Source organism: Achromobacter sp. F4_2707 (assembly GCF_047501535.1).
Classification (GTDB): domain Bacteria; phylum Pseudomonadota; class Gammaproteobacteria; order Burkholderiales; family Burkholderiaceae_B; genus Yanghanlia.
Map to the genome: position 1 here is coordinate 114,112 of NZ_JAZDRJ010000005.1, position 25,103 is coordinate 139,214.

The window sequence follows — 25,103 nt, forward strand, 5'->3', positions numbered from 1 at the left end:
GCATGGGTGAAGCACACCCCAAAAGACGGACAGCAGTCCGAATTTTGGGGTGTTTTACATGGTGCGGGGCGTTTTACGTTTGTTCTGAAGCCGCCGACCCCATCTCGACCGGCTCTTGTTCGAGTCGCACACCAAAACGTGTCGCCACTTCGGCGCGAATCACATCGGCCAGTACCTGAATATCGCGAGCAGTCGCTCCGCCATGGTTGACCATCACCAGCGACTGTCGCTCGTGCATGCCCACCGGTCCCAGCCGCCGCCCCTTCCAGCCGGAACGCTCTATCAGCCAACCTGCCGCCAACTTGAAATGCGTGCCGCCATCCAAGGCATAAGCGACCATGCCGGGATGCAGCTCGCGCAGCGCGTTAAAGGTCTTGGCATCCACAATGGGGTTCTTGAAAAAACTGCCTACGTTGGCAAGCTCAGCGGGATCCGGCAACTTGGCCCGCCGTATTTCACAGACTGCATCGAATACCTGACGGGGCGTAACTGCGGCACCCGCCAAGGCAATGCCTGGATGCCGGGCAAGATCGGGATACGCCAGTTGCGGCCGCCATTCGTGCGGCAAGCGATAGCGCACCGCCAAAATCAACCAGCGGCCTGGTTCGGCATGTTTGAAAAAACTGTCGCGATAAGCAAACAGACAGTCGCCCGGCCCCATTTCAACCTGTTCGCCGCGCTGCATGTCCCAAGCCACCAGACTATGAAAGAACTCACTTTGTTCGACGCCATAGGCACCGATATTCTGAATGGGCGCCGCGCCAACGGTACCGGGTATCAGCGCAAGATTCTCCAGCCCCCGCCAGCCCTGATCAATACACAGGCCAACAAAGTGGTGCCAGGATTCGCCTGCTTGAGCCTCAACCACAAAAGCGTCAGTTTCCTGATCGACCAGCGTCACCCCGCGGGTTTCCACATGAATAACCAGTTCATCGACCTGAGGCGCAAGCACGACATTGCTGCCGCCCCCCAGCACGACCACGCCGGGAAAGCGGGGCACGATATCGGTGAGCGCAGGCAAATTAGCCGTGGAATTCAGGCGCAAAAACGACCGGGCAGATGATTTCAAGCCCAGCGTGTTGTAGTAGGTGAGATCCTGTTCTGTAATATGCAGCAAGGGGCCGCCCCCCAAACAATTTCGTCCCTCACATGTTACTGCAATCCGGCCGCTTGCCCATGCTCGACACCCCCCATCTCAACTTGCCCAACACCGCGCCAGCGCGCCCCGCCAGTCTCGCCACGCACCGACAGAGCACCAAACAGAAAAATCAGAAAAACATTTGACACACGCTAGATTTTCGTCATAGAATACAAATCTTCACGCGGGAATAGCTCAGTTGGTAGAGCGCAACCTTGCCAAGGTTGAGGTCGCCGGTTCGAGACCGGTTTCCCGCTCCAAATTCTCTAAAAATGCTCAAACCACGGTTTGGGCATTTTTTTTCGCCCTCTTCCTTACAATTAGCTTAAACCGGGACAGACCCCATTATTGGCTATAATCGGCGCTGCTCCGGGGTGTGTTGCGGCCTGATTAGGCGGGCACTGAGATGAAACCCGTGAACTTGAATCGGATCATGCCGACGTAAGGAGAGCGATTGTGGGGAAGCGCCCTGTTTCCCCATGTACCGGCGGCGCGGTTTTAGGCGCTGCCGCTTTTCACTACGTATGGCGGCCATTGTCCACGGCCCTTTCGGAGCACCCTTTCCGGCCCTGCCGGTCACTCCTGAACGAAAGGTAGCCGTGACACAAGCCCTTGATGCCACTCCTGCGATCGCACCCGATCTTCTTGCTGACCTAATGGATTTCATGAGGCGGCCCGATGACGGCGATGATGTCTTCAACAGCCTGGCATTACGCCTGTTTACCCACCAGTTCCAGCACAGCCCGGCATTTCAGCGTTACTGCCGACAGCAGCGCAAGACCCCGCGCACAGTAAAGCATTGGCGCGACATACCGGCCGTACCCATCAATGCACTGAAGGAACTCACCCTTTCTTGCGTGCCACCAGAGCAATGCGAACGGGTTTTCATGACCAGCGGCACGACCCGGGCAGATAACCGAGGGCGCCATTATCACCCCCACCTGCGGGTGTACGACCTTTCCATGAAGCTGTATTTCGCGCAGCGCTTCATGCGAGGCACCCCACGGATGCGTATGGGTATTCTATTCCCCACCGAAGCGATGTTGCCGAACTCGTCCCTGGCGCATTATCTGGCATTGGCCTTGAAGGAATTCGGCACCGAAGACAGCGAGTATTTCATCAGCCCGGACGGACTGGATATTGATCGCTTATGCCATGTTCTGGAACAGGCGCAGCACACACAGCAGCCCTACGCTTTGCTGGGGGCCAGCTACAGCTTTGTTCATCTTATGGACGCCTTGCGGGAACGAGGCCAGAGCTTCAAGCTGCCCAAGGGCAGCCGTTTGTTTGATACCGGCGGCTTCAAGGGCCAGTCGCGTGAACTATCGCTGGAAGACTTCTACAGCCAGATGACCGCGTGCTTCGGTGTCGCCGCTGAAGCCTGCACCAATATGTATGGCATGACGGAACTCAGCACGCAGTTTTATGACGATGGCAATGCCACTCAACCTGCGGTGAAATCCGGCCCGCACTGGATTCGCTCACGCACTGTGGACCCTCTTACCGGCCAGGATGTGCCTGCGGGCGAGCGCGGCGTGCTGGTTCATTGCGATCTGGCGAATTTCAATTCGACCACCACCATTCTGACCGAAGACATCGGTGTGCTGGTAGATGGCGGCTTCCTGCTCCTGGGGAGAGCTGAAGGCGCTCAGGCCAAAGGCTGTTCCCTGGCCATGGACGCCTTCCTGCGGGCAGCCCGGGAATGAGAAAAACTTCCGCGACCCGCACTACTGCGCCCAGCGCGCAGAACGCCTTCAAGGCTCAGGCAGGCTATATCCCTGGCATGGAAGCAAACGGCATCCACCGGCAAACATTGCGCTTTGAAGCGCATGGGCAATGCGTGGAGGTTGAAGTATTGCGGCCCACGCCCGCGCAACTCGCAACCCTGGCCACCTCCATTATCGCGGCACAAAAGCAACTGGCCGCCCTGCCCGTCATGGAGATTGTGGACGCCATTGACCGCAGCATTGCCCGGATGCTGGAAGCCGACACGCCGGAACGCCGGGAGATCGAACGCCTGCTGCCCATCATCAGCGGGTTCAGCCCCGAAATGACCCGGCTGGGCATCAACGCCTGCCTGAAAGCCTTTCGCCGCCCACAATTGCTGCGCTTTCTGGTTGAGGACTTCGGCGACCCGGGGCTGCTGGACGACTTTCGCCCCCGCCCCAAGGGGGGCTGGACCCGGGCTTGCGGCCCCGCCCTACTCGCCCATGTCTGGGCCGGGAATGTCCCTGGCCTGCCCCTGTGGAGCATGGTGGCAGGGCTGCTGGTCAAGGCGAGCGGCATTGGCAAAATGTCCAGCGACGAACCTCTGTTCGCCTCCTGGTTCGCGCATACCCTGGCCGAAGTCGACCCGCGGCTGGCCAATGCCCTGGCGGTGGTGTGGTGGCCTGGCGGCGACACCGGGCTGGAACAAGCGCTCTGCCAGCATGCGGATGTTTTGAAAGTCTATGGCGGCGACTCCGCCATTGCCGCCTGGCAGCGGCGGCTGCCCGCAGGCAAGCGCTTGCTGGCGCACGGCTACAAGCTGAGCGTCGGGCTGGTGTCAGGCACCGCCCTGGATACCCGCCAATCTCAAGCCACTGCGCGGCAGGCTGCGCTGGACATCCTGCGTTGGGATCAGCAAGGCTGCTACTCGCCCCAGACTCTGTTTGTGGAGCGCGGCGCCCAGGTCTCCCCCAGCGAATTCGCCTGCCATCTGGCCGGAGAGCTCGCCACGCTGGAGCACACTTTTCCCCGCCGTGCCTTGGCGCTGGAAGAATCGACCTCGGTCGCGCATTGGCGGCAGACACTGGAGCTGGAGGAACTGCGGGGTGAAGCCATTGAGTTGCTGGGGTCCACCGATGCGCCCTGGGGCATCGCCTATATGGATAAACCTCAGGCGCCGCTGCCCACCGCCCTGAACCGCACGGCCTGCGTCATGGCAGTGGACAGCCTGGAAGATGCCATGCCGTTGCTGGCCGGGCAGCGCGCTGTTCTGCAGACGGTAGGGTTGGCCGCCAGCCCTGAAGAACTGTTCCGCCTGGCGCCCCTGATCGCTGAAGCTGGCGCCACCCGTATCTGCGCTCTGGGCGCCATGACGACACCCGAGCCCGGCTGGCACCATGATGGCCGCTTCAGTCTGCTGGATCTGGTGCGCATGGTCGATATCGAGACGTCGGCGGAAACCGCGGCCGAAGCATTGGCCTCGTATCGGAATTAGAGCCGGGCCATGATGAAAACAGACTTGTGGAGATCCCCTTCGCTGTGGTCGGTCCTGCTGCTGCTCGCCATGCTGCTGACATGGGAATGGGCCGTCCACGCCTTTGGCTGGTCCGAGCTTGTGCTGCCCTCGCCTTCCGCCGTGGCCCGATCTCTCTGGCGTGGCCTGCTTACTGGCTATTTCTGGCCGCACATCATGCAAACTCTGGTGGAAGTCGTGGCAGGCCTGGCGCTGGGCACGGCAGTGGGGTTTTTGTGCGGGCTGGCGCTGGGCGAATCGGCCTTCGGGCGCCGGGTCTTCATGCCCTACGTTCTGGCCAGCCAGGTCATTCCCAAACTGGCCCTCGCTCCTTTGCTGACCGTATGGCTGGGTTTTGGCACACTGCCCGTCGTGGTCATCACCGCCTTGGTGTGTTTTTTCCCCTTGCTGGAAAGCACGATGACCGGCATCTCGCAAACCGACCCCACACGTCTGAAGCTGTTCCGTATGCTGGGCGCCACCCGCTGGCAAACTTTGTGGCGCCTAAAAGTGCCCGGCAGTTGGCCCGTTATCTTGGCGGGTTTTCGCATTGCTGCGGTGCTGGCTTTGGTCGGTGCGGTGGTGGGCGAATTCATTGGCGCCAGCCAGGGGTTGGGAGCCTTGATTATTGGCGCCCAGGGTTCCATGGATACCGCGTTGATGTTTGCCGTTCTGATACTTATCACGCTAATGGGGCTGGCGCTTTACCTGGCCGCATTGTGGATACCGAACCGCTTGCTGCGCCCCTATATCATTACAGAACCAGGAAATAAATAATGTTCAAGCACATGCTGCGCCGTTTGGCCACGCTCGCAATCGTGTCCGCCCTGGCATTTTCCGCGCAAACCGCCGCTGCTCAATCACCCTCGCCTGACAAAATCACCTTGGCGGGGTGGAGCAAGCCCATTACGGAAATCATTCATCTTCTTGCCGAGCCCGATATGGGTTTCTTCAAGAAGGAGAATCTGGCACTGACTTATCTGCCGGGCGCCGGTGGCGGCGATGCGCTACGCAACCTGTTGAGCGGCCAGGCGAATGTGGCATTCACCGACCCCGGTTCCTTCTTTGCCGCCTTGGATAAAGGCGCAAAGTTGCGCGCCATCTACGATATCTACCCGCAGAACGTCTTCAATATCGTAACCCTGGCTTCCAGCGGCATTACTCAGCCATCAGAACTCAAAGGCAAGCGCATTGGCGTCTACAGCCTGTCTAGCGGAACCCGCCAGAACCTGCAGATTCTGCTGCAGCAAGTCGGGTTGAGTGAGGATGATGTCACCATCATCGTGACCGGCTTGCTGAATTTTGCCCCACTCATACAAGGCCGGGTCGATGCCACGGCCGCCACGGATACCGGCCTGGCGCTGGCGCGACGCCGAGGGCTGACCGACGTCAACGTTATCAATGTCGCCGACTACCTGAACTATTCCAGCGATCTGCTGGTGGTAGAGGAATCGTTCTACCAGGAAAATAAAGACATGCTGCGCCGCTTTCTGACCGCCTGGCGCCACAGCGTCGAATGGATGATGGAAAAGCCAGAAGACGCCGCGCGACTGGCCGTGCGACGCGCCATTGATGGCCAGGACGAAAGCCTAAACGCTGACATCATTGCCTTGCGCAATCGCTCCAGCACTTCCGCACTAACCCAACAACACGGCTTGGGCACACTGAACTTGGAAACCCTGCAGGCCGCAGCCGACGCCTACTTCGAACTGGGCCTGATTTCGCGACGCATCGCTGTTCAGGACGCCATCGCCACCGATTTGCTCGCCAATACCCAATAAAGCCCCCTGAAGGAACACGCTATGGACTTCAAAAACAAGGTCGCCCTGGTGACCGGCGCCAGTCGGGGCATAGGCGCCGCCATCGCCCAGGCTTTCGCCCGTGAAGGGGCCATGGTGGTGGTGAACTACCTCAGTAACGATGCGGCGGCTGCCCAAGTCGTTGAGCGCTGCATGGCATCGGGCGGGGACGCCTGGGCGCAGAAAGCCGACGTTATGGACGCGCAGGCGGTAAACAATATGGTTACCCAGGTATTGGCTGAAACGGGCCGCATCGACATCGTGGTCAATAATGCCTTGCGCGCATATCGTTTCAACCCCGATACACGCAACCGTTTTCAGCAGTTGGAATGGCAAGCGTATCGCGACCAGTTCGACGGTGCGGTGCAAAGCGCCTGCAATGTCTGCCAGGCGGTGGTACCGTACATGCGCCAACAGGCAAGCGGCAGCATCATCAACATCGCCACCAACCTGGTGGAGCACCCTGTAGTGCCCTACCATGATTACGCCACGGCAAAAGCCGCTCTTATCGGTTTCAGCCGCCATCTGGCCGCCGATCTCGGCCCGTCCGGCATACGGGTAAACTGCGTAGCTCCAGGGTTGGTCTGGCCAACTGACGCCAGCCAGGAAACCCGTGAATCGTTGCGCGAACAATTGGCCGGCCAAACGCCGATGCGCCGCATCGCCACGCCTGAAGACGTCACCGGGCCCGTGCTGTTTCTGGCCTCTGAGTGGAGTCGTTTCATGACGGGTCAGGTTCTTTACGTGGATGGCGGCCTTGTAATGCGCTGATTTTAAGAAGCAGGAAACTAAGGAAAGCAGTTCATGGATATGGTATTGACGCTGTTGATGATTGCGGTGGTATGGCGGGTATTTACCCTGCGCTATCAACGCGCGCACATTACCTTGTTGGCCGGCAACCTGGCCAATCTTCAGCTGGAACGTCAAATCGCCTCTCTGATGGAAGGCTATGACCGCGCCCTCAAGGAAGACTCCGAAAACCGCCAAGTACAAATCCTGGAAAACTTTGCCCAGACGGAACGTACGATAGCCATCCATGCACAATCCTTGGCAAACGCCATGCAGAAGGAAGGTGAGTTGGAGACCCGGGTGGGCATCCTTGCCCTATGCATTCCTTACATTGAACGCTTTCTTCCCGGGCTAACGCGAGATTTCCGCCAGTTGCTGGCCATCCATGCAGCAGGCTTGCGCCATGTCGTCGATAACGAAGAAAATTGGAGCGCGAAAGACCGCGCCTTTCACTTGTCAGCCGAGGTGTTTCTGTTCCAACACAGTTGCCACTGGTTTTGCAAATCTCGGTCTGTTGCCGATGCGCGCTTAATGATGCTGCACAAAATCAACCACCAGAAAGTCCTGGAATCGGTATCGGAGCGCACCCGCTCGGCCTACAGAAGCTGGCTGCAAGGCGGGGGGGCCTGACGTGCGCTGCATCGCACACCACAACACCTCAAACCGGGAAACGCCGTGCTGAAAAAAGGGTTGCTGATCGCTGTGGGCCTGCTATTGTCGGCCTGTCACCCACCTTCTCTGGAAGACAGGAAGCCCTCTCAAGCACTGACCCGGCAAGAAAGCGCCGACACCCTGCTAGGGCGAGCGCTGACTCTACAGGTCGAACAGCACCCTGGCTTATCCGGCGTCCTTCCGTTACCCAACCCCATTGATGCTTTTGCCGCCCGCATGCTGTCGATTGAGGCAGCACAGCGCAGCATCGACATTCAGTATTACATCTGGCGGGACGACATCACCGGCAACTTGCTTTTGCAAGCCTTACACAAAGCCGCCCAACGTGGCGTGCGTGTCCGGTTGCTGCTGGACGATAACGGGACCAACGGGCTGGATGGCAAGCTGGCATTGCTGAATGCCCACCCCCATGTGGAAGTGCGATTGTTCAACCCCTTCCCCTTCCGCACGCTCAAGCAACTGGGGTTTCTGACCGACTTCAGGCGCCTGAACCGGCGTATGCACAATAAGTCATTTACGGTAGACGGCCAGGTCACAATCGTAGGCGGCCGCAATATCGGCGATGAATATTTCGACGCCACCCCAGGCATCACTTTTACTGATCTGGATGTCATGGTGGCCGGCCCCGCCGTCGATGAGGTGTCGGAAGACTTTGACCGCTACTGGAACAGCGAATCTGCCTACCCGATCGAACAACTGGTTGCCATGCCTCGCCAACGCCTTAGCGAGGCGAGGCAAAACGAGGCAGCTGCCCCTCCCCTAACCCCGAAAGCCCGGGCTTATGTCCAAGCCGTCACGCAATCCAAACTCATGGAAAACCTGGTTAACCAAACGCTGGAATACCAGTGGGTACCCGTGCGCATGATTAGCGATGACCCCGGCAAAGTACTCGGCAAAGCGCCCCCGGAAACCATGCTGCTCGCCCGGTTGGTGGAGGCACTGGATAGCCCCGAACAGTCAGTGGACCTTATATCGCCCTATTTTGTACCCACCGAACAGGGCGTCGAAGCCTTTGGCTCCTTGGCTCAAAATGGGGTGCGAGTACGCATACTGACCAACGGCATGGAAGCCACTGACGTCATTGCCGTCCATGCCGGATATTCAAAGTATCGACTACCGCTACTCAAGAAAGGGGTTGCCCTATATGAAATGCGGCAGGTACCCGACCCGGACAGACCCAAAGAAAAGGCGGGGCCCTTCGGTAGCTCGGGTTCCAGCCTGCACGCCAAGACGTTTGCCATAGATGGCAAACGTGTGTTTGTGGGTTCCTTTAATTTCGACCCACGCTCCGCCCGCCTGAACACCGAATTGGGTTTTCTGATCAAAAGCCAAGAAATGGCCCAAGCCATGTCCAACGCCTTTGAGCAGCAGTTGCCATACGAGGCCTACGAACTGAAGCTGGGCGACGAAGACAACATCATCTGGCTAGACGGAAACTCAAGCGGAAACCGCAGCTTAACGACAGAGCCTTCATCCTCGTGGTGGAAACGCGCATATATTGGATTCTTGTCGCTACTGCCGATAGAGCCCCTGCTTTAAACCGCCCACCTTATCTATTTGACTAGACCAGCATTCCGACCCCTGAGCAAATCAGCAGCACACACACCAGATGCTGTAACGTCTTTCTAGACACAGGGGGTTTGCGATTGGTCGAAAACGCCGTAATGGCGAACACGACAGGAAGCGCTTCCACCCCCAACAGCACGGCCTGGCTGCTTATTTGCCCCGTTACCACCATGAATACCAGCCTGAGCGCAGCACCGACTCCAAAACAGAGCACCAACGATTCCTGCATGGTTTTCAATGGCCAGGGCTGCCGGTATACGGCGTATACAAGGGGTGGGCCGGGGGTTGAGAACAACCCGCCCAAAACACCGGACAGCCCGCCTGCCAGCGCAAACGCTGGAGCGCTGTAGGTGGTGTCGGAAGGTTTGGCTGTCCGCCACAACAGCAAGGCACAGGCGATAATACACAGCCCCAACAACACCCTGAGCACCCCAAAAGATTGGGCTGACAAAAGCGTCAGAGCACCCATGCCGGGAAAATAGCCGATTAAGCTGCTGACCACCGCCGGCCTGAATGCCGGTTCAAATCGCAGCGGCCTGCGCCGGTACAAGAAAAGCGCCGCATTAACCACAGCGATGATTGTGACTGCGTTAATGGCGTCTTCCAACGGTACGATATTCGTAAACCCGACCAAGCCCAGAAGCACCAGAGCCAAGGCAAAACCGGTGAGATTCTGGGCGTATACCGCAATTCCGGTAAACAGAATAAAGATTAAATGTATGTGAAGCGCTTCTGGAAACAACATCAACTCTCAACCCAACAGCTTCTCAAAATCGAAAAGCTATATTTGAAAACGTGATATTGGGTGTGCTCAACCAACACCTGGATGGCAAGCAATGGATAATGGGAGACCAATACACCATCGCCGACAGCGCCATCTTCCCATGGGTACGTAACCTCATCGGTTTCTACGAGGCAGGCAGCGCCCGCTTGCTCCTGGCAAGCGTGGTCGCCAGTATCACCACAGCCAGCACCAGTGGGATGAACGACACCCACAAGACCATTGCCCAATCATAAGCCGCCAACAACGTGCCGGACGCAAACGAGCCTGCCGCCATGGTGCCAAAGACGATGAAATCATTAAACGACTGAACCCGGGTTTTCTCTTCCGGCCTATGGCATTCCAAGACCAGAGCCGACGCCCCCACAAACCCGAAATTCCAACCCACGCCCAGCAAAACCAAAGTAGCCCAGAAATGCGCCACTTCAATGCCAGTCAACCCAACCGCTGCAGACAAGCCCGTCAGGAGCAAGCCTGCCATTACGACCCGAGCGGCACCAAAGCGCGTGATGAGATGCCCGGTGAAAAAACTGGGTGCATACATGGCGATGACATGCCATTGCAGCCCTAAATTGGAGTTTTCCTGGGTATGGCCGCAGAACTGCATGGCCAGCGGCGCTGCAGTCATCAAGAAATTCATGAGCATGTAGGACACTGCCCCACATGTGACCGCAGTGATGAACAGGGGCTGGCGCACGATTTCGCCCAACGGCCTCCCCCCTCCGGCGATTTCTTCCGCTGACGGCTTGGGCAGCTTCACCCCCAGCAGCACCATTGCCGATAAGGCGGCCACCACAGCCTGAGCGATAAAGGTTGCCGCGAACATATAGGCAGGCCACATATACATGGTGTGGGTCACCAGTTGCGGCCCCACAATGCCCGCCAGCACCCCACCGCCCATTACAAAAGAAAGCGCACGCGCTTTTCTCGCCGGACTGACGCCGTCGGCCGCGGCAAAACGGAATGACAGCACCACAGCGGCATAGGCGCCGCCAAAAAAGGTCGCCAGGCAAAACAGCCAGAATGAACCCCATATGATGGCCAGGGTCGATAGCAGGCCGACCAAAACCCCACAGCCCGTACCCGCTAGAAATACCGTCCGACGCCCGTAGCGACGGGCAATCGCCCCTGCGGGCAGAATGCAAGCCGCCATGCCCACCACAAAGATACTGATGGGCAGCGTAGCGAGCGACTTATTTGGGGCAAGAATATGGCCAATGATGGACCCGGTGGCGTACACCACGACCGAGTTGGCACCGGCCAAAGCCTGCGCGACGGTCAAACGGATGATATTGCCGCGCTGGTCACGGTCCGGCAGTAGAGAAGCCCCTGTATCAGGGGCGGTCGAAGAATAGGCCGACAAGGTATGTCTCGTTTAATAATGAATTATGGTTATATAGAATGCCACGTTTTTCAGGACTAAGCATCCAGAAAACGTTCCGCATCCAATGCCGCCATGCAACCAAAGCCCGCTGACGTAATAGCTTGCCGGTAATGCTGGTCGGTCACATCACCCGCTGCGAATACCCCTGCCACCGATGTTTGCGTCGCGTTTCCATTCAACCCCGACTGAATAACCAGATAGCCGTTGTTCATTTCCAGCTGCCCCTCGAACAAGCTAGTATTGGGGTGATGGCCAATCGCCACGAAAAAGCCGTGAGCGGCGATATCGCGCGTGCTGCCATCAAGAACCGACTTCACCCGTACACCGGTCACGCCCGCATCGTCGCCCAGCACTTCCTCAACCGTATGGTGCCAGACGGGCTCTACTTTGCCCTCAGCGATTTTCTCAAACAGCTTGTCCTGCATGATTTTTTCAGCGCGCAAGGTGTCGCGGCGATGCACCAAATACACTTTGCGGGCGATATTGGACAAATACAGGGCCTCTTCGACCGCCGTATTGCCGCCCCCCACTACCACGACATCCCGCCCCTTATAAAAGAAACCATCACACGTGGCACACGCCGACACCCCGCGCCCCATGAATTCCTGTTCTGATTCAATGCCCAGATACTTGGCCGTAGCGCCCGTGGCAATAATCAATGCGTCGCAGGTGTATTCACCGCTATCGCCCACCAGCTTGAAAGGGCGCTGCGACAAGTCGGCGGTATGGATATGATCAAACACCACTTCGGTATCAAAGCGTTCCGCATGGGCTTGCATGCGGGTCATGAGCTCTGGCCCCATCAGGCCGTGGGCGTCTCCAGGCCAGTTATCCACTTCCGTCGTGGTCATCAATTGCCCGCCCTGCTGCAGCCCCGTAATCACCATGGGCTGAAGATTGGCGCGTGCGGCATATACGGCAGCGGTCCAACCCGCTGGGCCGCTGCCCAGAATGATAAGTGAGCGATGTGTAGTCATGAGATTTACGGTTCCCCTGGCATAACGCCAGCGCAATCGTGAGTTGATACGCCAGCACGAATGAAATAACAATCAATTTCTTGATTGATTAACAGAGTAATGATAGTCTTTTCTCCCATGGAGCTGTCAACCCCCTCTTCCTCTGATCCTGATTTCGCCGCGCAAGCGGAGGTCGCCAAGGCCCTGGCACACCCGCATCGTCTGGCCTTGTTGCGCCAGATTGCCCTGGGTGAATGCCCAGTCGATCAGTTGGCGGAACTCACAGGCCTCAGCCTGGCGAATGCCTCACAGCACTTGCAGCAGCTCAAACGCGCAGGGTGCGTGATCACCCGGCGCGATGGCAAGCGCGTTTTCTATCGCTTGAGTTCCGCAAAAATGGCTAATGTGCTTGTCACGCTGGCAGACTATGTGGAATTCCAGCAAACAAAAATCCGGGAAATTCTGCAGCGCAGCCGAGAGTTTCCCGAAGACCTGGAATGGGTTTCTATCCGCGATCTCGTCAGCCGAATGCACGACGGTACGGTTGTGCTGCTGGATGTGCGCTCTGATGAGGAATTCGCAAAAAACCACCTGCCGGGCGCTATCAATATCCCCATTGAACAGCTCGAACAGCGTGTGGGCGAACTATCGGAGAACGCCAACGTAGTCGCCTACTGTAAAGGGCAATATTGTGTATTGAGCGTTGAGGCAGTCCAGCTACTGCGCGCCCAGGGCTTACAAGCAAACCCTTTAGCAGGTGGAGTATCAGAATGGCAGGCTGCTGGCCTGGCCGTTTCAGCAGCTCCCCGTTAATCCGTTACCGAGGGCGGCCCACGCCGGGCGACAATCTGGGCCAGTACAAACAAGCCAATGCCGGCGATCAGAAAAGCCAAGGCCCCCGACAGGTGATCCGCCGCCCATGCTGCAACGGACACACCCAACGACTGCCCTATGAACAGACAACAGGCAAACAACGACATGGCGGCACCCCGCGCCGCAGGCGCCATTTGCGTGGCATTGGTCTGCAAAGTGTTGTGCAAACCATAAAAGCCAAAGCCCGCTAAGGCGCAGGCTACCGGAGCCCATGCCAGCGAAGGAATATAGGCGAAAGACACCAAACCCAGAAACAGCAACAGGCCACCCAGACGCGCCAGCCCCGACTCTCCGAAACGCCCCAGCAACCGGACGGCCAGGCGGGTATAAAGCAAGCCGCCCAAACCATAGCAAGCGGCTATCGCCCCAGCCATGGCCAGCGACACACCGTACTGGCGCTGCAAAAAGCTGGGAATAAAGGCCATGGCGCCAAGTGCCAATGCCCCTTCTATTGTCACCACCGTCAATATCCAACGGCTGGCCGGTCGAGAAATGATGTTGCGCAGCCCTTGCAGCACACTGAGCCGCGCTTTCACAGGACCAGGCTCAACCTTTTGATTCCTCAGGGCATGCAATAGCATGCCGCCTGAGACCAAAAAGAGAAAAGCCAGAATGAGAAAAGCGAAACGCCAGCCCACCCACTGCGCAATCAGCCCGCTGAGCCATTGCCCTGACAACATGCCCATCACCCCCGCGCTGACCAGCCGGGCCAGTGCCGCCTGCCGCTTCTCGTAGGGAAGGTTGTCGCCCAACCACGCCATGGCCAGAGGGAAAATACCCGCCGCGCACGCGCCAGACAGGATGCGAGCCGCCACCAGCGCATCCAGCCCGGGCGACAGAAAAGCCGCGATATTGCCGACCATGGAGGCCAGCGCGCCGAGAGCGATGATACGCAGCTTCCCATAACGATCACCCAGTGGACCGAAGAAAAGCTGAAACAGCCCGTAGGCGATTGCAAAGGCAATGACTACACGGGCGGCCTGGCCCAGCGTTACTGCAAACTCATCGGCCAGAACCGGAAGCAGCGTGTCGCACGCGCGCAGTGCAGCCATGCTGCTGAAGCAGCATGTGCCCAGAAGAAATGGAATATTGGAAGCAGCGCCGCCCTGCGATGAATGATCACGAGACATGGTGAAACTTTTGTGAAGACATGGAGCATGAGCGGCAGATGATTACTTGTTCGCGGCGACAAACACCATGGTCGCCTGCATGAGCGCGATCACTTTGTAATCGGGACCTTCATCCGCAAAGGCCCGCACTTCGCCGGTACACACAGCCAGCGACCGGCCCGCGTTTTCCACCCTGCCGATGGCCAGAAAGCGCTGGCCCAGCGCGGGGCGCAGAAAATTGATCTTGAATTCTGCACTGACGATCTCATGATCCTGGGGCGCTTTTGTCAACCCGGCATAGCCGCAGGCGCTGTCAACAATGCTGGTAATGGCCCCGGCGTGTATATAGCCATGCTGCTGGGATAATGCGCGGGAAAATGGCATGGTGATATGGACTTCGCCATCCGCCACCAAAGCCAGCTCGGCACCCAGGGTGCTCATCAGCCCCTGAGCCGCGAAGCTCTCGGAAATACGCTGCTCAATACTATTCATGGTTCTTTATGCCTTTTGCAGATTAAACCCGCCCGGCCCTGTTACGCCACGCATAGCCAGGGCCGGAAAAATCATGGACGGACTCATTACGAATACGGGCTCGCAAGCCACGCTCACAGAACGAACGGCTATTTTGCCGCCCCGGTGGATGGCGGAATCGCGTAAGTTCCCACAGCATGGGCGACGACCTGATCGCTGCCTTCCGAATAGAGACTGACCTCGCCCACAGCCAGGGAACGCCCCAGCTTCAGCAACTTGCACACGCCGATAATGGCGGCATCCGCTGCCGGCTTGCGCATGAAGTTGATATTCAGGCTGGTCGTGACCGTGAGCGGCACAAGGCCGATTTCGTTCAGAATGGCGACATAAAGCGCCACATCTGCCGTCATCATCAGTACCGGCCCTGACACCGTGCCGCCCGGCCGCAGTTCCGGCTCTCCCACCTCGTGGCGCACGGTGGCAGTAAGGTGTCCCACTTCCTCTACGGTGCATTTGGTCTGGGGAAACTCCCGAGACAAGAATTCAGCTATTTCTTGTTTTCGTGTCATGGCTGTCTATTGGCTGTGTAACCTGGTTAGTCTTATAACTTATAACCTTAATCTGCCACAGCCCCCCGGGCCAGCACCTTGTACAGATGTGAACGGGAAATCCCCAGCATCTCGGCAGCCCTTTTCTTGTTGCCCTCCAGTTCTTCCAGGGTTTCCAGCACAATCTGATATTCCCGCTCCTTCAAGCTGAGCGTAGATTGCCGCGGGGCCGCTTCCGCCGATTCCCATACCGGTTTCTGCTCAAACACTGCCTCAGGCGGCGTCTGCCCGGATGCCGAATGGCGCTCAAAATCCACCCTGCGCAGTTCCCGCAAATTGCAAAAGACCAGCGCTTCCTCGATACGCTGCCGTAACTGGCGCACATTGCCTGGCCAGTTCTGTGCAGCCAGATAAGGCAGAATGTCGCTGTCTATCGCAGGTACCGTCATATTGTTGCGTTGACAGAAATCACGCACAAAATAGTGCAGCAGTTCGGGGATGTCTTCACGCCTGTGGCGCAGGGCGGGTATGTGCAGCACTACGCCACTCAATCTGTAATAGAGGTCAAGGCGGAAGCGCTCAGCCTCGATGAGCTGCTGCATATTCCGGTTCGTGGCGGTTATAAGCCTGAACTGAACCTGCCTGCTTTCCCTGCCGCCCAGTCTTTGCACACGCCTGTCTTCCAACACGCGCAGCAGCTTGACCTGCATTTCTATGGGAATATCGCCAACCTCATCCAGGAAAAGCGTGCCGTTATGGGCATGTTCTATCCGCCCTTGCCGCCCCTGCTTGCTGGCGCCGGTAAATGAGCCCGGCTCATAACCGAACAGTTCCGCGTCAAGCAAAGTAGCAGGTATGGCCGCCAGGTTCAGACTGACAAGAGGCGAAGCGCCATCGATATTGGCAAGCTGGTGAATTGCACGTGCCACCAATTCCTTTCCCGTACCGCTTTCACCCAGAATCAGCACAGGAATATCGAGATGCGCCACGGTTGCGATCTCGCGACGCAATCTTTGCATGGGTGCGCTGTTACCCAGCAAAGAGGTGCCTGCGCCAGGCTCGTCGGGAGAGGAGGCTCGCTGCACCAGCACTTCTCGCACCATGTGCTGTAGTGATTCAGGATCTTTGAACAGCACTTGACCGATGGCTCCCACTACCTGGTCGCCACGATAAATCGGCAAACGATTTACAACCCGGGTGATGCCACGCATCGACTGAAGCTGGGCGATCTCTGCGCGACCACTGCGAGCCACATGGGCAAGTCGGGAATTAGGAATGACCTCCGCCGCTTCCCGTCCAGCGGCACCGCCGCGCGGCAAGCCCAGGAACTGTTCATGCACCGGACTGACGTAACGCATTTTGCCTGCGGCATCCGCAACCGTGATTGCCTGAAAGGGGTTGCTGATCATGAACTCCATGATTTCAGTAGCGAAAGGCACTTGCGCCAGGAAGTCGATCAGAGGGCTCGTTGCGTTAAGAGGGCGCAACAACACACATAACCGCACATCGTCCGGCAGCGCCAGCGCCATCCACACCCCTCCCTGCCCCTTGGTCTCGATAGTGAATAAACGCGGTGGCTGGTGCTGCCGCACCAAATCTGAAAGTGAACCCGTCCCACTTTCCTTTTCTATGAGCGCGCGCGTGGCGTCCTGCATGCCAGGGTCAGCACCGACCCCCATGCCCCAAGCGGTATCACGCTGCGTATCAAAAATGATGAGTCCAACGCGATCACCCGTCACACCACCACAAAGTGTGTTTTTTGAATACATGTCTTCATATCACCCAAAATATGTCTGCATGAAAGACATAATAACAACCAAGACCTGATAAAAGCCTATAAAAAACTGGCACACATATTGCTTCTAAGTATTCTGTAGCTACTGAATACACCTATAAAAGGAGCAGATGTGTCTTGGCAACCTGAAATCGACGAACTGGACTACCGAAGGAAGCTCTCCCTGGAAATGGGAGGAGCGGAGAAAGTACAGCGACACAAGAACGCAGGAAAACTGACGGTTCGGGAACGCATAGAGGGTATTGCAGACCCCGGCTCATTCAATGAAATCGGCGGCCTGGCAGGTAGCGGCCAGTATGACGCTCAAGGCAAGATCCTTGGCGTCACCCCTTCCAACCTTGTGATCGGACGCGCTCTGTTGGATAACCGTCCAGTCGTCCTCATGGGCGACGACTTCACCGTGCGAGGCGGCGCCAATGACGGCGCGGTCGGAGAGAAGCTGCTTTACGCAGAGCGCATGGCCGGCGACCTGCGCCTGCCTGTGGTCAGACTGGTGGATGGCACGGGCGGAGGCGGCTCGGTCCGCAATATCGAAACCAAGGGTCACACTCTGATTCCCACCATGAAAGTGTGGCAACACGTTGTCGAGAACATGACTATCGTGCCGGTGGTTTCTCTGGCGCTGGGCTCCGTGGCAGGCATGGGCGCCGCACGCGTAGCCGCAAGCCACTATTCCGTCATGGTCAAGGAGACTTCCCAGCTTTTTAACGCCGGGCCGCCCGTGGTGGCTCGCATCGGCCAGAACGTCACCAAGAACGAGTTGGGTGGCAGTCAGATCCACACTCGCAATGGAGTGGTTGACGATGAGGTTTCCAGCGAAGCTGAAGCGTTTGAACATGCCCGGCGCTTTCTGTCCTACCTGCCTTCCTCGGTATTCGAAACTGCGCCCCGCGGCCCACTTCCCCAGACGGAGCAAGACCAGGAATGGCTGCTCGGCGCCATCCCGCGCGACTCCCGCTCGGTCTACAAAATCCGCCCCATTGTCCAATCACTGGTGGACGAAGGCTCCTTCTTTGAAATAGGCAAGCGCTGGGGCAAGGCCCTGGTAACCGGTTTGGCCCGCATCGACGGCTGGCCAGTGGCTGTCCTGGCCAGCGACCCCTACCATTACGGAGGTGGCTGGGATCGCGCCACGGCGGAAAAACTGGTGCGCTTTGTTGACATGGCACAGGCGTTTCAGCTTCCTGTTGTGAACCTTGTGGACATTGCGGGCTTCCAGATTGGCGTGGAGGCAGAAAAATCCGGAGTCATGCGCGCCGGCGTACGCGCCCTGGCTGCTGTTTACCAGGCTACCGTACCTTGGTGCTCCATCATCCTGCGACGCGCCTACGGGGTAGCGGCCGCGGCCCACCAACACATGGGACGACACAATTTTCGCTACGCCTGGCCTTCGGCCAACTGGGGCTCCCTGCCCATCGAAGGCGGCCTGGAGGTGGCCTACAAAGCCGAAATTGAAGGCGCAGACGATCCACAACGCAAACGCGATGAAATCGAGCAGCGCATACGCAGCTTGACCTCTCCCTTCCGCAGTGCCGAGGCTTTTGTGATCGAGGACATCATCGACCCTCGGGAGACACGCAGGCGCCTGGTCGAATTCGCAAACCTGGCCGCGAAACTTCGCGAACCAGGCCACAAGACTTTCGGCCTGCGCCCATGACGACCATGCAGACCATTGCTCCACACAGCAACTATGAAGCGGGTGACCGCTCTTATCCAATGAGGAGACTTTTCATGTATTTTCAGAACGCTTCCACACCCCTGGCATCCGGTCTCAAGAAAACACTCGCAGCTACGATGCTGACGGCCGTGGCCTCTGTGGCTCCCATGCATACGGCCGCCGCCGAAGAATGGCCCAGCCAACCCATCACCATTGTGGTGCCCTTCCCTGCCGGAGGCATGACCGACGTCTTGGCGCGTCGCCTGGCCCAGCACATGCATGACAAACTCGGCCAGACGGTTGTTGTGGAAAACCGTGCGGGCGCCAGCGGCCAGATCGGAACTGCCGTTGTAGCCCGCGCCAAACCTGATGGCTATACCTTGCTCGTATCAGCTACCCATCACTCCATCAACCCGGCTGTACGCTCGAACCTGCCTTATGACACTCGCAAGGACTTCACCAATCTGGCCTTGATGGCAACCACCCCCAACGTGCTGGTTGTAAACAACGAAGTCCCCGCCACAAACCTGAAGGAATTCTCGGAGTACGTCAAACAACAACCCAACGGCGTGCTGTATGGCTCCTCCAGCATTGCAGGCGCCACCCACCTTTCGGGTGAACTCCTCAAACTCGAAACCGGGCTGCCCATAGCCAATGTGCCATACAAAGGCGCCACACCTGCTATGACAGACCTGTTCGGCGGACAAATCCCCGCACTGTTCCATGACGTCACCACCATGACGCCCCACATCAAAGACGGTCGAGTCAAGGCTATCGGCGTAACTTCCGCAGAGCGCAGCCCAGCTCTGCCTGACGTTCCGACCATTGCTGAACAGGGTGTACCCAACTACCTGGCTATCACCTGGATCGGCTTTTACGGCCCCGCTGGCCTGCCGCAAGATATTGCAGAAAAGCTCAACACCCTGGCACGCGAAAGCATGCACACCCCAGATGCGCTGGAAGCCTTCAAGGCCAATGGAACCGAGCCCGGTGATCTGAACCTGAAAGAATATGACCAGTTCGTCAACAGCGAACTGGACAAGTGGCAGGATGTGGTTGCGCGCGCAGGAGTCAAAGTTGAGTAAGCCCAGCGAACACACTATCTCCAGCATGTCGCAACCCACCGACATGCTGGATATCCTCTCGCCACGACGGGTTGCCATACTGGGCGCATCCGACAACCACATCAAGGCGGGAGGGCGCCCGATCCACTACATGCTGCGCCACGGCTATGCAGGCGAGATCTATCCGGTCAACCCCGCGCGTGACTCGGTTCAGGGGGTGAAAAGCTATCCGTCATTGCTTGATCTGCCCCACTCACCCGACGTCGTTGTGGTGAGCATCGCTGGGAAAGACGTTCCGTCGGCCATCGACCAGGCGATTTCCATCGGCGCCAAGGCGGCCGTGGTGTATTCATCCGGTTTTGCTGAACTGGGTGAGGAAGGCCTCAAAGCGCAGCACCAACTGGTCGCCCAGGCACGCGCAGGTAATCTCAGACTGTTAGGGCCGAACACGCAAGGAATTGCCAACTTTAAAAATCAGGCCATTCTTAGCTTTTCGACCATGATCAACGAATGCCCTCCACAAGACGGGCCCGTTGCCATTATCAGTCAAAGTGGCGCAGGCGCAGCGATTGTTTACGGTGGCCTGCGCCGCCAGAACCTTGGCGTACGCTATCTGGTCGCAACAGGTAACGAGGCGGACATGAATGTAGCCGACGTCACCAGCGGCCTGCTACAAGACCCCGACTTGAGGGTCATTCTCATGTATGCCGAATCGCTACGCGACCCTCTGCTATTCGCCCAGTGCGCACAGGTAGCCGCCACCAGGGATATCCCCATTCTTGCAGTCATGGCCGGCCGTACCCAGGAAGGTCAATTGACGGCCAGCTCACACACGGGCGCCTTAGCCACCGAAGACGCCTTGACGGACGCTTTCCTGCGTCAGCACAACATCATTCGAATGAACGACTTCCACGAGCTGACCGAATACGCCCATCTGTTCAGCAAGCGCGAACGCCCACGCGGTAAACGGGTGGTCGCCATCAGCAACTCCGGAGCCACTTGCGTACTGGCAGCAGACGCCGCACAGCAAAACGGGCTGCAACTCGCCCGGTTTGATGAGGCTCAAACTGAAGGCCTGCGCGGCGTTCTTCCCTCATTCGTGTCACCTCGCAACCCGATAGACATGACCACCGCGCTGCTCACCCAGCCACACATCTATGGTGAAACCCTGCAGCAAGTAGCGGAAAGTGGAGCCGCGCACAGCGTCTTCACCGGCTTTCCTATTGGAGGTGAAGGTTATGACATGGACGACTTTGCTCGCCAGACCGCTGATTTCTCCGCAAGGGCTGCGGTACCGGTCGCCATTGGCGCAGTACAGGACTGGGTAGTGGACATCTTCCGTAAGCAAGAAGTCCCGGTCTTTCCCAGCGAAGCCCGCGCCATGCGTGGGTTGGGCCTGTTGGCTGATTATGAAGCGCGACGTCGGCGCTTATTGGCATTACCCCCCAAGAATGAAGAAAGACGTCAGCATCAGGCAGAAACGAGCGGGTATACGTTGGACGAGCCGTCCAGCTTGGCGTTTCTGTCCAATGCGGGGCTGAATATCGTGGCTCACCGCGTCTGCCGCGATAAGTCTTCGGTCGACGAAAACTTTACCCAACTAAACACACCCGTGGTGGCCAAAGGCGTTTCCGCAGCGGTACCTCATAAATCGGATCATGGCCTCGTCAGACTGGGCTTGCGCAGCCCAGACGAAGCGCGCGATGCTTGGCAAGCCTACCAAACAACACTGGAAGCGCTGCGACTGCCCTTTGAAGGCATGCTGTTGGCCGAACAGCACAAGGCCGACTTTGAGCTCGCCCTGGGGGCGCACTGGGACGCCACTTACGGCCCCGTTGTCATGATAGGCCAGGGTGGTGTTCTGGTTGAGGCGTTGCGCGACACACAGTTCCTATGCGCCCCCTTCACTCAGGAAGACGCGCTGGAAGCCATCGACCGGCTCTTCATCTCCCGCGCCTTTATTGCCACACGCGGCATGCAGGCTGTCGATGTCGAAGCCATCGCAACCTTGTTGGTGAAATTGGGCGACTGGTTTGCCGCCCAGGCAGGCACAGTGCTGTCTGTGGACGCCAACCCCGTGCTGGTTTCACGAAACGCCGCACCCGTCATCGTTGATGCTGTCGTCGTCAAAAGCAAGGAACAACCATGAATTCTTCTCAATCAGCAAGTCGCGCCTTGCCACAACGGCTGCTCATCGCCAACCGCTCGGTGGTCGCCGCCCGCATCATGCGTGCCGCCCAAGCCTTGGGCATGGAAACTGTCGTCATTCATTCGCCGGTGGACGCTACGCTACCCTATGTGAGCCAGGCTAGCGCAGCCTATGAATTGCCTGGCAACTCCCCGATGGAAAGCTATCTGAATCAGGATGCCATCCTGAATATCGCTGCGATTTCGGGTGCCGACGCCATCCACCCCGGCTATGGGTTTCTCGCCGAGAACGCCGAATTTGCCCGTCGCGTGACCAACGCTGGGCTGTGCTTTATCGGCCCCCACCCTTCCTGGCTGGAGCGTCTCGGCGAAAAGACCGGCGCGCGCCGCTTCATGCAAAAGCTAGGCATGCCGCAAACCGCCAGCTCGGACATTCTTCCCAACGATCTGGAAGTAGTGCGTGCAAACGCCCGTAGCATCGGCTACCCGGTCCTGATCAAACCGGCCGCTGGCGGCGGCGGTATCGGCATGGTACCTATCTACGATGAGGAAGAACTCGGAAACGCCTGGTCTTCAGCTCAGTCCATTGCCAAACGCAACTTTGGCGAGGCCAGCCTGTATCTTGAAAAGCTCGTACAAAAACCCCGCCACATCGAGTTCCAGTTTCTGGCTGACCGCTACGGCAATGTGGCCGCTTTGTACGAGCGCGACTGCAGCGTCCAGCGCCGTAATCAGAAAGTGCTGGAGGAAACCCGGGCGCCTGGTCTGCCGACCGAAGTTCTGGACCAGATGGCTGAGCGCCTGCGCGAGATTCTGTCCCAGACAGGATATGACGTAATCGGCACTGTGGAAATGCTTTACACCCCGGAAGATGGCTTCTGCTTTCTGGAAGTCAATACGCGCTTGCAAGTGGAGCATGCTGTTACCGAACAGCTCACCGGTACCGATATTGTGAGTGCGCAAATCCGCCTTGCAGCCGGGCAACACCTGTCCGAAGTCCTGCCGTCGCACCCTGTCGCACAGGGCCACTCAATACAAGCGCGTATTTATGCCGAGGACCCGCGCCGGTTCATTCCCTCGCCAGGCTCTCTGAGCTGTTTTGATATGCCAGAAATGGAGGGTATCCGGGTAGAAACCGGCTACGCTGCGGGTTGCGAGGTTCCCAGGTTCTATGACCCTCTGCTGGCCAAAATCATTGCCACAGGCAAGGACAGAGCAGAGGCCATATCACGCCTGCAAGCCGCCCTGCGCGCCACCCGCGTTGAAGGCGTGAAAACCAATATTCCTTTTGTGTTGCGCTCTCTGGACGATCCCGACTACCAAGTCGGCATGCTTGACGTTGAAATCGTCGGTCGCATTCTGAGCAGGCCCGAGACCGTCGCAGAATCATCGTCCCCCCATTCCTGATCCCTTATATTTTCACGACAAGGTAATTCCATGAGCACCATCAAATCCACTGTTTCCGGCACAGTTGTCAAAATTCACGCTGCTCCCGGTGATACACTTTCCAGCGGCGATCCAATCATCACTGTGGAATCCATGAAAATGGAAATTCCTGTTGAAGCCGAAGACGATTGCGTCATCAAGGAGATTCTAGTCGCCGAAGGCGACACCATTGAGGAAGACGACGACGTCGCATCCCTTGGCTGAAGCAGGAACACGGTGAATGGCGGCCACGCTCTCCTGAAGAGAGCGGCCGCCGCTTTCGTCAATTTTCATTCCGGCCCGCAACAACCCAAGCAACAAATAACGTGACGACTTCCCAAACTGCCCCACTCCATTGCACCGAGGACGCCCCTTACTTCGGCCTGGCCATCCCCTTCATGAGCTATCTCGGCCTGCAGGCCGAGCATATTGAAGAAGGATACGCCCGCGCCCGCCTTCCCATGAACGCCGACCTGGTCAACAGCCGCGCCGATACCCATGGCGGCACGCTGATGAGCGTGCTGGACTTCATCATGAGCGCCGCGGCCCGGGGCCATGATCCGCTCAATATCGGTGTCGCCACCATAGAAATGTCCACGCATTTCCTGGACGTCGCCCGCGGCGATCTCATCTTTGAAGGGCGTGTCCTCAAGAAGGGGCGCAGCACCGCCTTCAGCGAAGGCACGGTCACCGACACACACGGCACCAGAGTCTGTGTGTCGCGCGCCACCTTCAGGCTGATCCAGCTGAACAAATAGTTGTTCAGCTGGACTGCGCGCTGGAACGAACCCGGCACTTCGCAACAAAGCCGCCCAACCAGGAAGGGGACAATCGTAGCGCGTGACGGCGCGGGCATCTGCCGCCGCCGTTCGGCCTTGCCGGGTTCCACTCCGGCATACATTGACAATTGTCATTCCCGCCAGCCGCTCCCTGGCCCTAGACTTTGTGCATTATGCAAGCGATTCACATTCTCATTTCCAGATTTCGCCGCATTGCACAAAGGGTTGCGATGCGTGCCGCATTGACTGCCTTGCTGTGCTTGCTGGCGCCGCTGCATGCCGGTGCCGAACCCACCCAGCGCGAACGCCTGGTGCTGGCTGGCCCTGCCACGGCTGTATCGTTTCCACTGCTGCACATGGTGGAAAGCGGCGCCCTGGCGGACATTGCTCCCCAAGTGGAATTTGTGGCCTGGAACAACCCCGACCAGCTCCGCGCTTTAGCCATGGAGGGCCAGGCTGATTTCATGGCCATGCCCACCAACGTGGCAGCCAACCTGTACAACCGGGGCTTACCGCTGCAAATGGTGAATGTGTCGGTCTGGGGAATACTGTGGATGGTGTCGCGCAACCCTGACATGAAAACCCTGGCCGACTTCAAAGGCGAGGAAATCGCCGTGCCGTTCCGGGGCGACATGCCCGACATCGTGTTCGGCTTTTTGGCGGAAAAGTCCGGGCTGGACCCGCGCCGGGATTTCACGGTGCGCTATTCCGCCACACCCATGGATGCCATGCAGCTGCTGGTGCCTCGACAACGCCCAGGCCTGCGCGCAGTTGGCGGCCAAGTACATAAAAATGCTGGAACCCGAAGCCGTGGCCGATTCAATTGCCGTACTGCCCCGTCACTACACCACAGCCGGACAGGCCCGCGAAGAACTTGAGGTTTTCTTCAACCTCCTGCTGGAGCGGCAACCGGCAACCGTAGGCAACAA

The 25,103-nt window shown here is 58.1% G+C and carries 23 protein-coding genes, 1 tRNA gene, 1 pseudogene and 1 riboswitch; of the genes and pseudogenes, 17 read left to right on the forward strand and 8 right to left on the reverse strand.

The annotated features are described in order from the left end of the window. Positions 1–73 precede the first annotated feature (73 nt). The gene (murB, locus tag VRY85_RS06615; protein WP_414597819.1) at positions 74–1,117 is read right to left on the reverse strand and encodes a UDP-N-acetylmuramate dehydrogenase; all 1,044 of its coding nucleotides are present in this window, start codon (positions 1,115–1,117) and stop codon (positions 74–76) included. A gap of 205 nt (positions 1,118–1,322) precedes the next feature. Between murB and VRY85_RS06620 the strand changes: the two genes are divergently transcribed. From VRY85_RS06620 to VRY85_RS06655, 8 genes are all read left to right on the forward strand, one after another. Further along, positions 1,323–1,398, forward strand: a tRNA-Gly gene (locus VRY85_RS06620). A 100-nt stretch (positions 1,399–1,498) separates the two neighbouring features. Further along, positions 1,499–1,603, forward strand: a riboswitch (TPP riboswitch). Positions 1,604–1,737: 134 nt separating this feature from the next. Continuing rightward, a complete protein-coding gene (locus tag VRY85_RS06625; protein ID WP_414597820.1) occupies positions 1,738–2,844 on the forward strand; it encodes a long-chain fatty acid--CoA ligase in 1,107 nt (368 codons plus the stop codon). Further along, positions 2,841–4,340, forward strand: coding sequence for an acyl-CoA reductase (locus VRY85_RS06630; protein WP_414597821.1), 1,500 nt, complete (start codon positions 2,841–2,843; stop codon positions 4,338–4,340). Before VRY85_RS06625 ends, VRY85_RS06630 begins: the two co-directional genes overlap by 4 nt. Positions 4,341–4,349: 9 nt before the next feature. Further along, positions 4,350–5,135 carry an ABC transporter permease gene (locus tag VRY85_RS06635; RefSeq protein ID WP_414597822.1) on the forward strand — a complete coding sequence of 262 codons (786 nt, stop codon included), beginning with the start codon at positions 4,350–4,352 and terminating at the stop codon, positions 5,133–5,135. Further along, entirely contained in the window at positions 5,135–6,139 is a 1,005-nt protein-coding gene (locus VRY85_RS06640) for an ABC transporter substrate-binding protein (RefSeq protein ID WP_414597823.1), read from the forward strand. The genes VRY85_RS06635 and VRY85_RS06640 overlap by 1 nt, the downstream gene beginning before the upstream one ends. Positions 6,140–6,160: 21 nt before the next feature. Next, positions 6,161–6,928, forward strand: coding sequence for a 3-oxoacyl-ACP reductase (locus tag VRY85_RS06645; RefSeq protein WP_414597824.1), 768 nt, complete (start codon positions 6,161–6,163; stop codon positions 6,926–6,928). A gap of 33 nt (positions 6,929–6,961) precedes the next feature. After that, positions 6,962–7,576 (forward strand): hypothetical protein, encoded by a 615-nt coding sequence (locus VRY85_RS06650; RefSeq protein ID WP_414597825.1) that lies wholly within the window; start codon positions 6,962–6,964, stop codon positions 7,574–7,576. Positions 7,577–7,621: 45 nt separating this feature from the next. Beyond that, a complete protein-coding gene (locus VRY85_RS06655; protein ID WP_414597826.1) occupies positions 7,622–9,157 on the forward strand; it encodes a phospholipase D family protein in 1,536 nt (511 codons plus the stop codon). 22 nt (positions 9,158–9,179) lie between these two features. On the opposite strand, the gene VRY85_RS06660 is transcribed toward VRY85_RS06655, so the two are convergent. Further along, positions 9,180–9,929 carry a TSUP family transporter gene (locus tag VRY85_RS06660; RefSeq protein WP_414597827.1) on the reverse strand — a complete coding sequence of 250 codons (750 nt, stop codon included), beginning with the start codon at positions 9,927–9,929 and terminating at the stop codon, positions 9,180–9,182. 53 nt (positions 9,930–9,982) lie between these two features. On the opposite strand from VRY85_RS06660, the pseudogene VRY85_RS06665 reads away from it, so the two are divergent. Further along, positions 9,983–10,105: pseudogene (locus VRY85_RS06665) on the forward strand (glutathione S-transferase C-terminal domain-containing protein); the annotation flags it as partial. Here the strand turns inward: VRY85_RS06665 and VRY85_RS06670 are convergent. Together VRY85_RS06670 and trxB are read right to left on the reverse strand one after the other, a co-directional pair. Beyond that, positions 10,093–11,328, reverse strand: a complete 1,236-nt coding sequence (locus tag VRY85_RS06670; RefSeq protein ID WP_414597828.1) for an MFS transporter — start codon at positions 11,326–11,328, stop codon at positions 10,093–10,095. The pseudogene VRY85_RS06665 and the gene VRY85_RS06670 overlap by 13 nt on opposite strands. Before the next feature lie 56 nt (positions 11,329–11,384). Continuing rightward, positions 11,385–12,326 carry a thioredoxin-disulfide reductase gene (gene trxB, locus VRY85_RS06675; RefSeq protein ID WP_414597829.1) on the reverse strand — a complete coding sequence of 314 codons (942 nt, stop codon included), beginning with the start codon at positions 12,324–12,326 and terminating at the stop codon, positions 11,385–11,387. Between the two features lie 117 nt (positions 12,327–12,443). Here trxB and VRY85_RS06680 point away from each other — a divergent pair, with 117 nt between their 5' ends. Further along, positions 12,444–13,118 carry an ArsR/SmtB family transcription factor gene (locus VRY85_RS06680; RefSeq protein ID WP_414597830.1) on the forward strand — a complete coding sequence of 225 codons (675 nt, stop codon included), beginning with the start codon at positions 12,444–12,446 and terminating at the stop codon, positions 13,116–13,118. Here VRY85_RS06680 and VRY85_RS06685 read toward each other — a convergent pair. The 4 genes from VRY85_RS06685 to VRY85_RS06700 all read right to left on the reverse strand — a co-directional run bounded on the left by VRY85_RS06685 (position 13,115) and on the right by VRY85_RS06700 (position 17,075). Continuing rightward, positions 13,115–14,308: an MFS transporter gene (locus VRY85_RS06685; RefSeq protein ID WP_414597831.1), complete on the reverse strand. Its 1,194-nt coding sequence runs from the start codon at positions 14,306–14,308 to the stop codon at positions 13,115–13,117. The two genes, VRY85_RS06680 and VRY85_RS06685, sit on opposite strands and share 4 nt — an antisense overlap. A 42-nt stretch (positions 14,309–14,350) precedes the next feature. Continuing rightward, on the reverse strand, positions 14,351–14,779 hold the full coding sequence (locus tag VRY85_RS06690) for a PaaI family thioesterase (protein WP_414597832.1): 429 nt from the start codon (positions 14,777–14,779) through the stop codon (positions 14,351–14,353). A 128-nt stretch (positions 14,780–14,907) separates the two neighbouring features. After that, positions 14,908–15,327 (reverse strand): PaaI family thioesterase, encoded by a 420-nt coding sequence (locus VRY85_RS06695; protein ID WP_414597833.1) that lies wholly within the window; start codon positions 15,325–15,327, stop codon positions 14,908–14,910. A 47-nt stretch (positions 15,328–15,374) separates the two neighbouring features. Beyond that, positions 15,375–17,075, reverse strand: coding sequence for a sigma-54 interaction domain-containing protein (locus VRY85_RS06700; RefSeq protein ID WP_414597834.1), 1,701 nt, complete (start codon positions 17,073–17,075; stop codon positions 15,375–15,377). Positions 17,076–17,213: 138 nt separating this feature from the next. Here VRY85_RS06700 and VRY85_RS06705 point away from each other — a divergent pair, with 138 nt between their 5' ends. The 7 genes from VRY85_RS06705 to VRY85_RS06735 all read left to right on the forward strand — a co-directional run bounded on the left by VRY85_RS06705 (position 17,214) and on the right by VRY85_RS06735 (position 25,052). Continuing rightward, on the forward strand, positions 17,214–18,758 hold the full coding sequence (locus tag VRY85_RS06705) for an acyl-CoA carboxylase subunit beta (protein WP_414597835.1): 1,545 nt from the start codon (positions 17,214–17,216) through the stop codon (positions 18,756–18,758). A gap of 74 nt (positions 18,759–18,832) precedes the next feature. Further along, positions 18,833–19,843 (forward strand): Bug family tripartite tricarboxylate transporter substrate binding protein, encoded by a 1,011-nt coding sequence (locus tag VRY85_RS06710; protein WP_414597836.1) that lies wholly within the window; start codon positions 18,833–18,835, stop codon positions 19,841–19,843. Beyond that, on the forward strand, positions 19,836–21,971 hold the full coding sequence (locus VRY85_RS06715) for an acetate--CoA ligase family protein (RefSeq protein ID WP_414597837.1): 2,136 nt from the start codon (positions 19,836–19,838) through the stop codon (positions 21,969–21,971). Before VRY85_RS06710 ends, VRY85_RS06715 begins: the two co-directional genes overlap by 8 nt. Beyond that, positions 21,968–23,377 (forward strand): acetyl/propionyl/methylcrotonyl-CoA carboxylase subunit alpha, encoded by a 1,410-nt coding sequence (locus VRY85_RS06720; protein ID WP_414597838.1) that lies wholly within the window; start codon positions 21,968–21,970, stop codon positions 23,375–23,377. The genes VRY85_RS06715 and VRY85_RS06720 overlap by 4 nt, the downstream gene beginning before the upstream one ends. A gap of 30 nt (positions 23,378–23,407) precedes the next feature. Further along, positions 23,408–23,620, forward strand: a complete 213-nt coding sequence (locus tag VRY85_RS06725) for an acetyl-CoA carboxylase biotin carboxyl carrier protein subunit (RefSeq protein ID WP_414597839.1) — start codon at positions 23,408–23,410, stop codon at positions 23,618–23,620. 101 nt (positions 23,621–23,721) lie between these two features. Further along, positions 23,722–24,153, forward strand: a complete 432-nt coding sequence (locus tag VRY85_RS06730; RefSeq protein WP_414597840.1) for a PaaI family thioesterase — start codon at positions 23,722–23,724, stop codon at positions 24,151–24,153. 251 nt (positions 24,154–24,404) lie between these two features. Continuing rightward, positions 24,405–25,052 carry an ABC transporter substrate-binding protein gene (locus VRY85_RS06735; RefSeq protein ID WP_414597841.1) on the forward strand — a complete coding sequence of 216 codons (648 nt, stop codon included), beginning with the start codon at positions 24,405–24,407 and terminating at the stop codon, positions 25,050–25,052. Positions 25,053–25,103 lie beyond the last annotated feature (51 nt).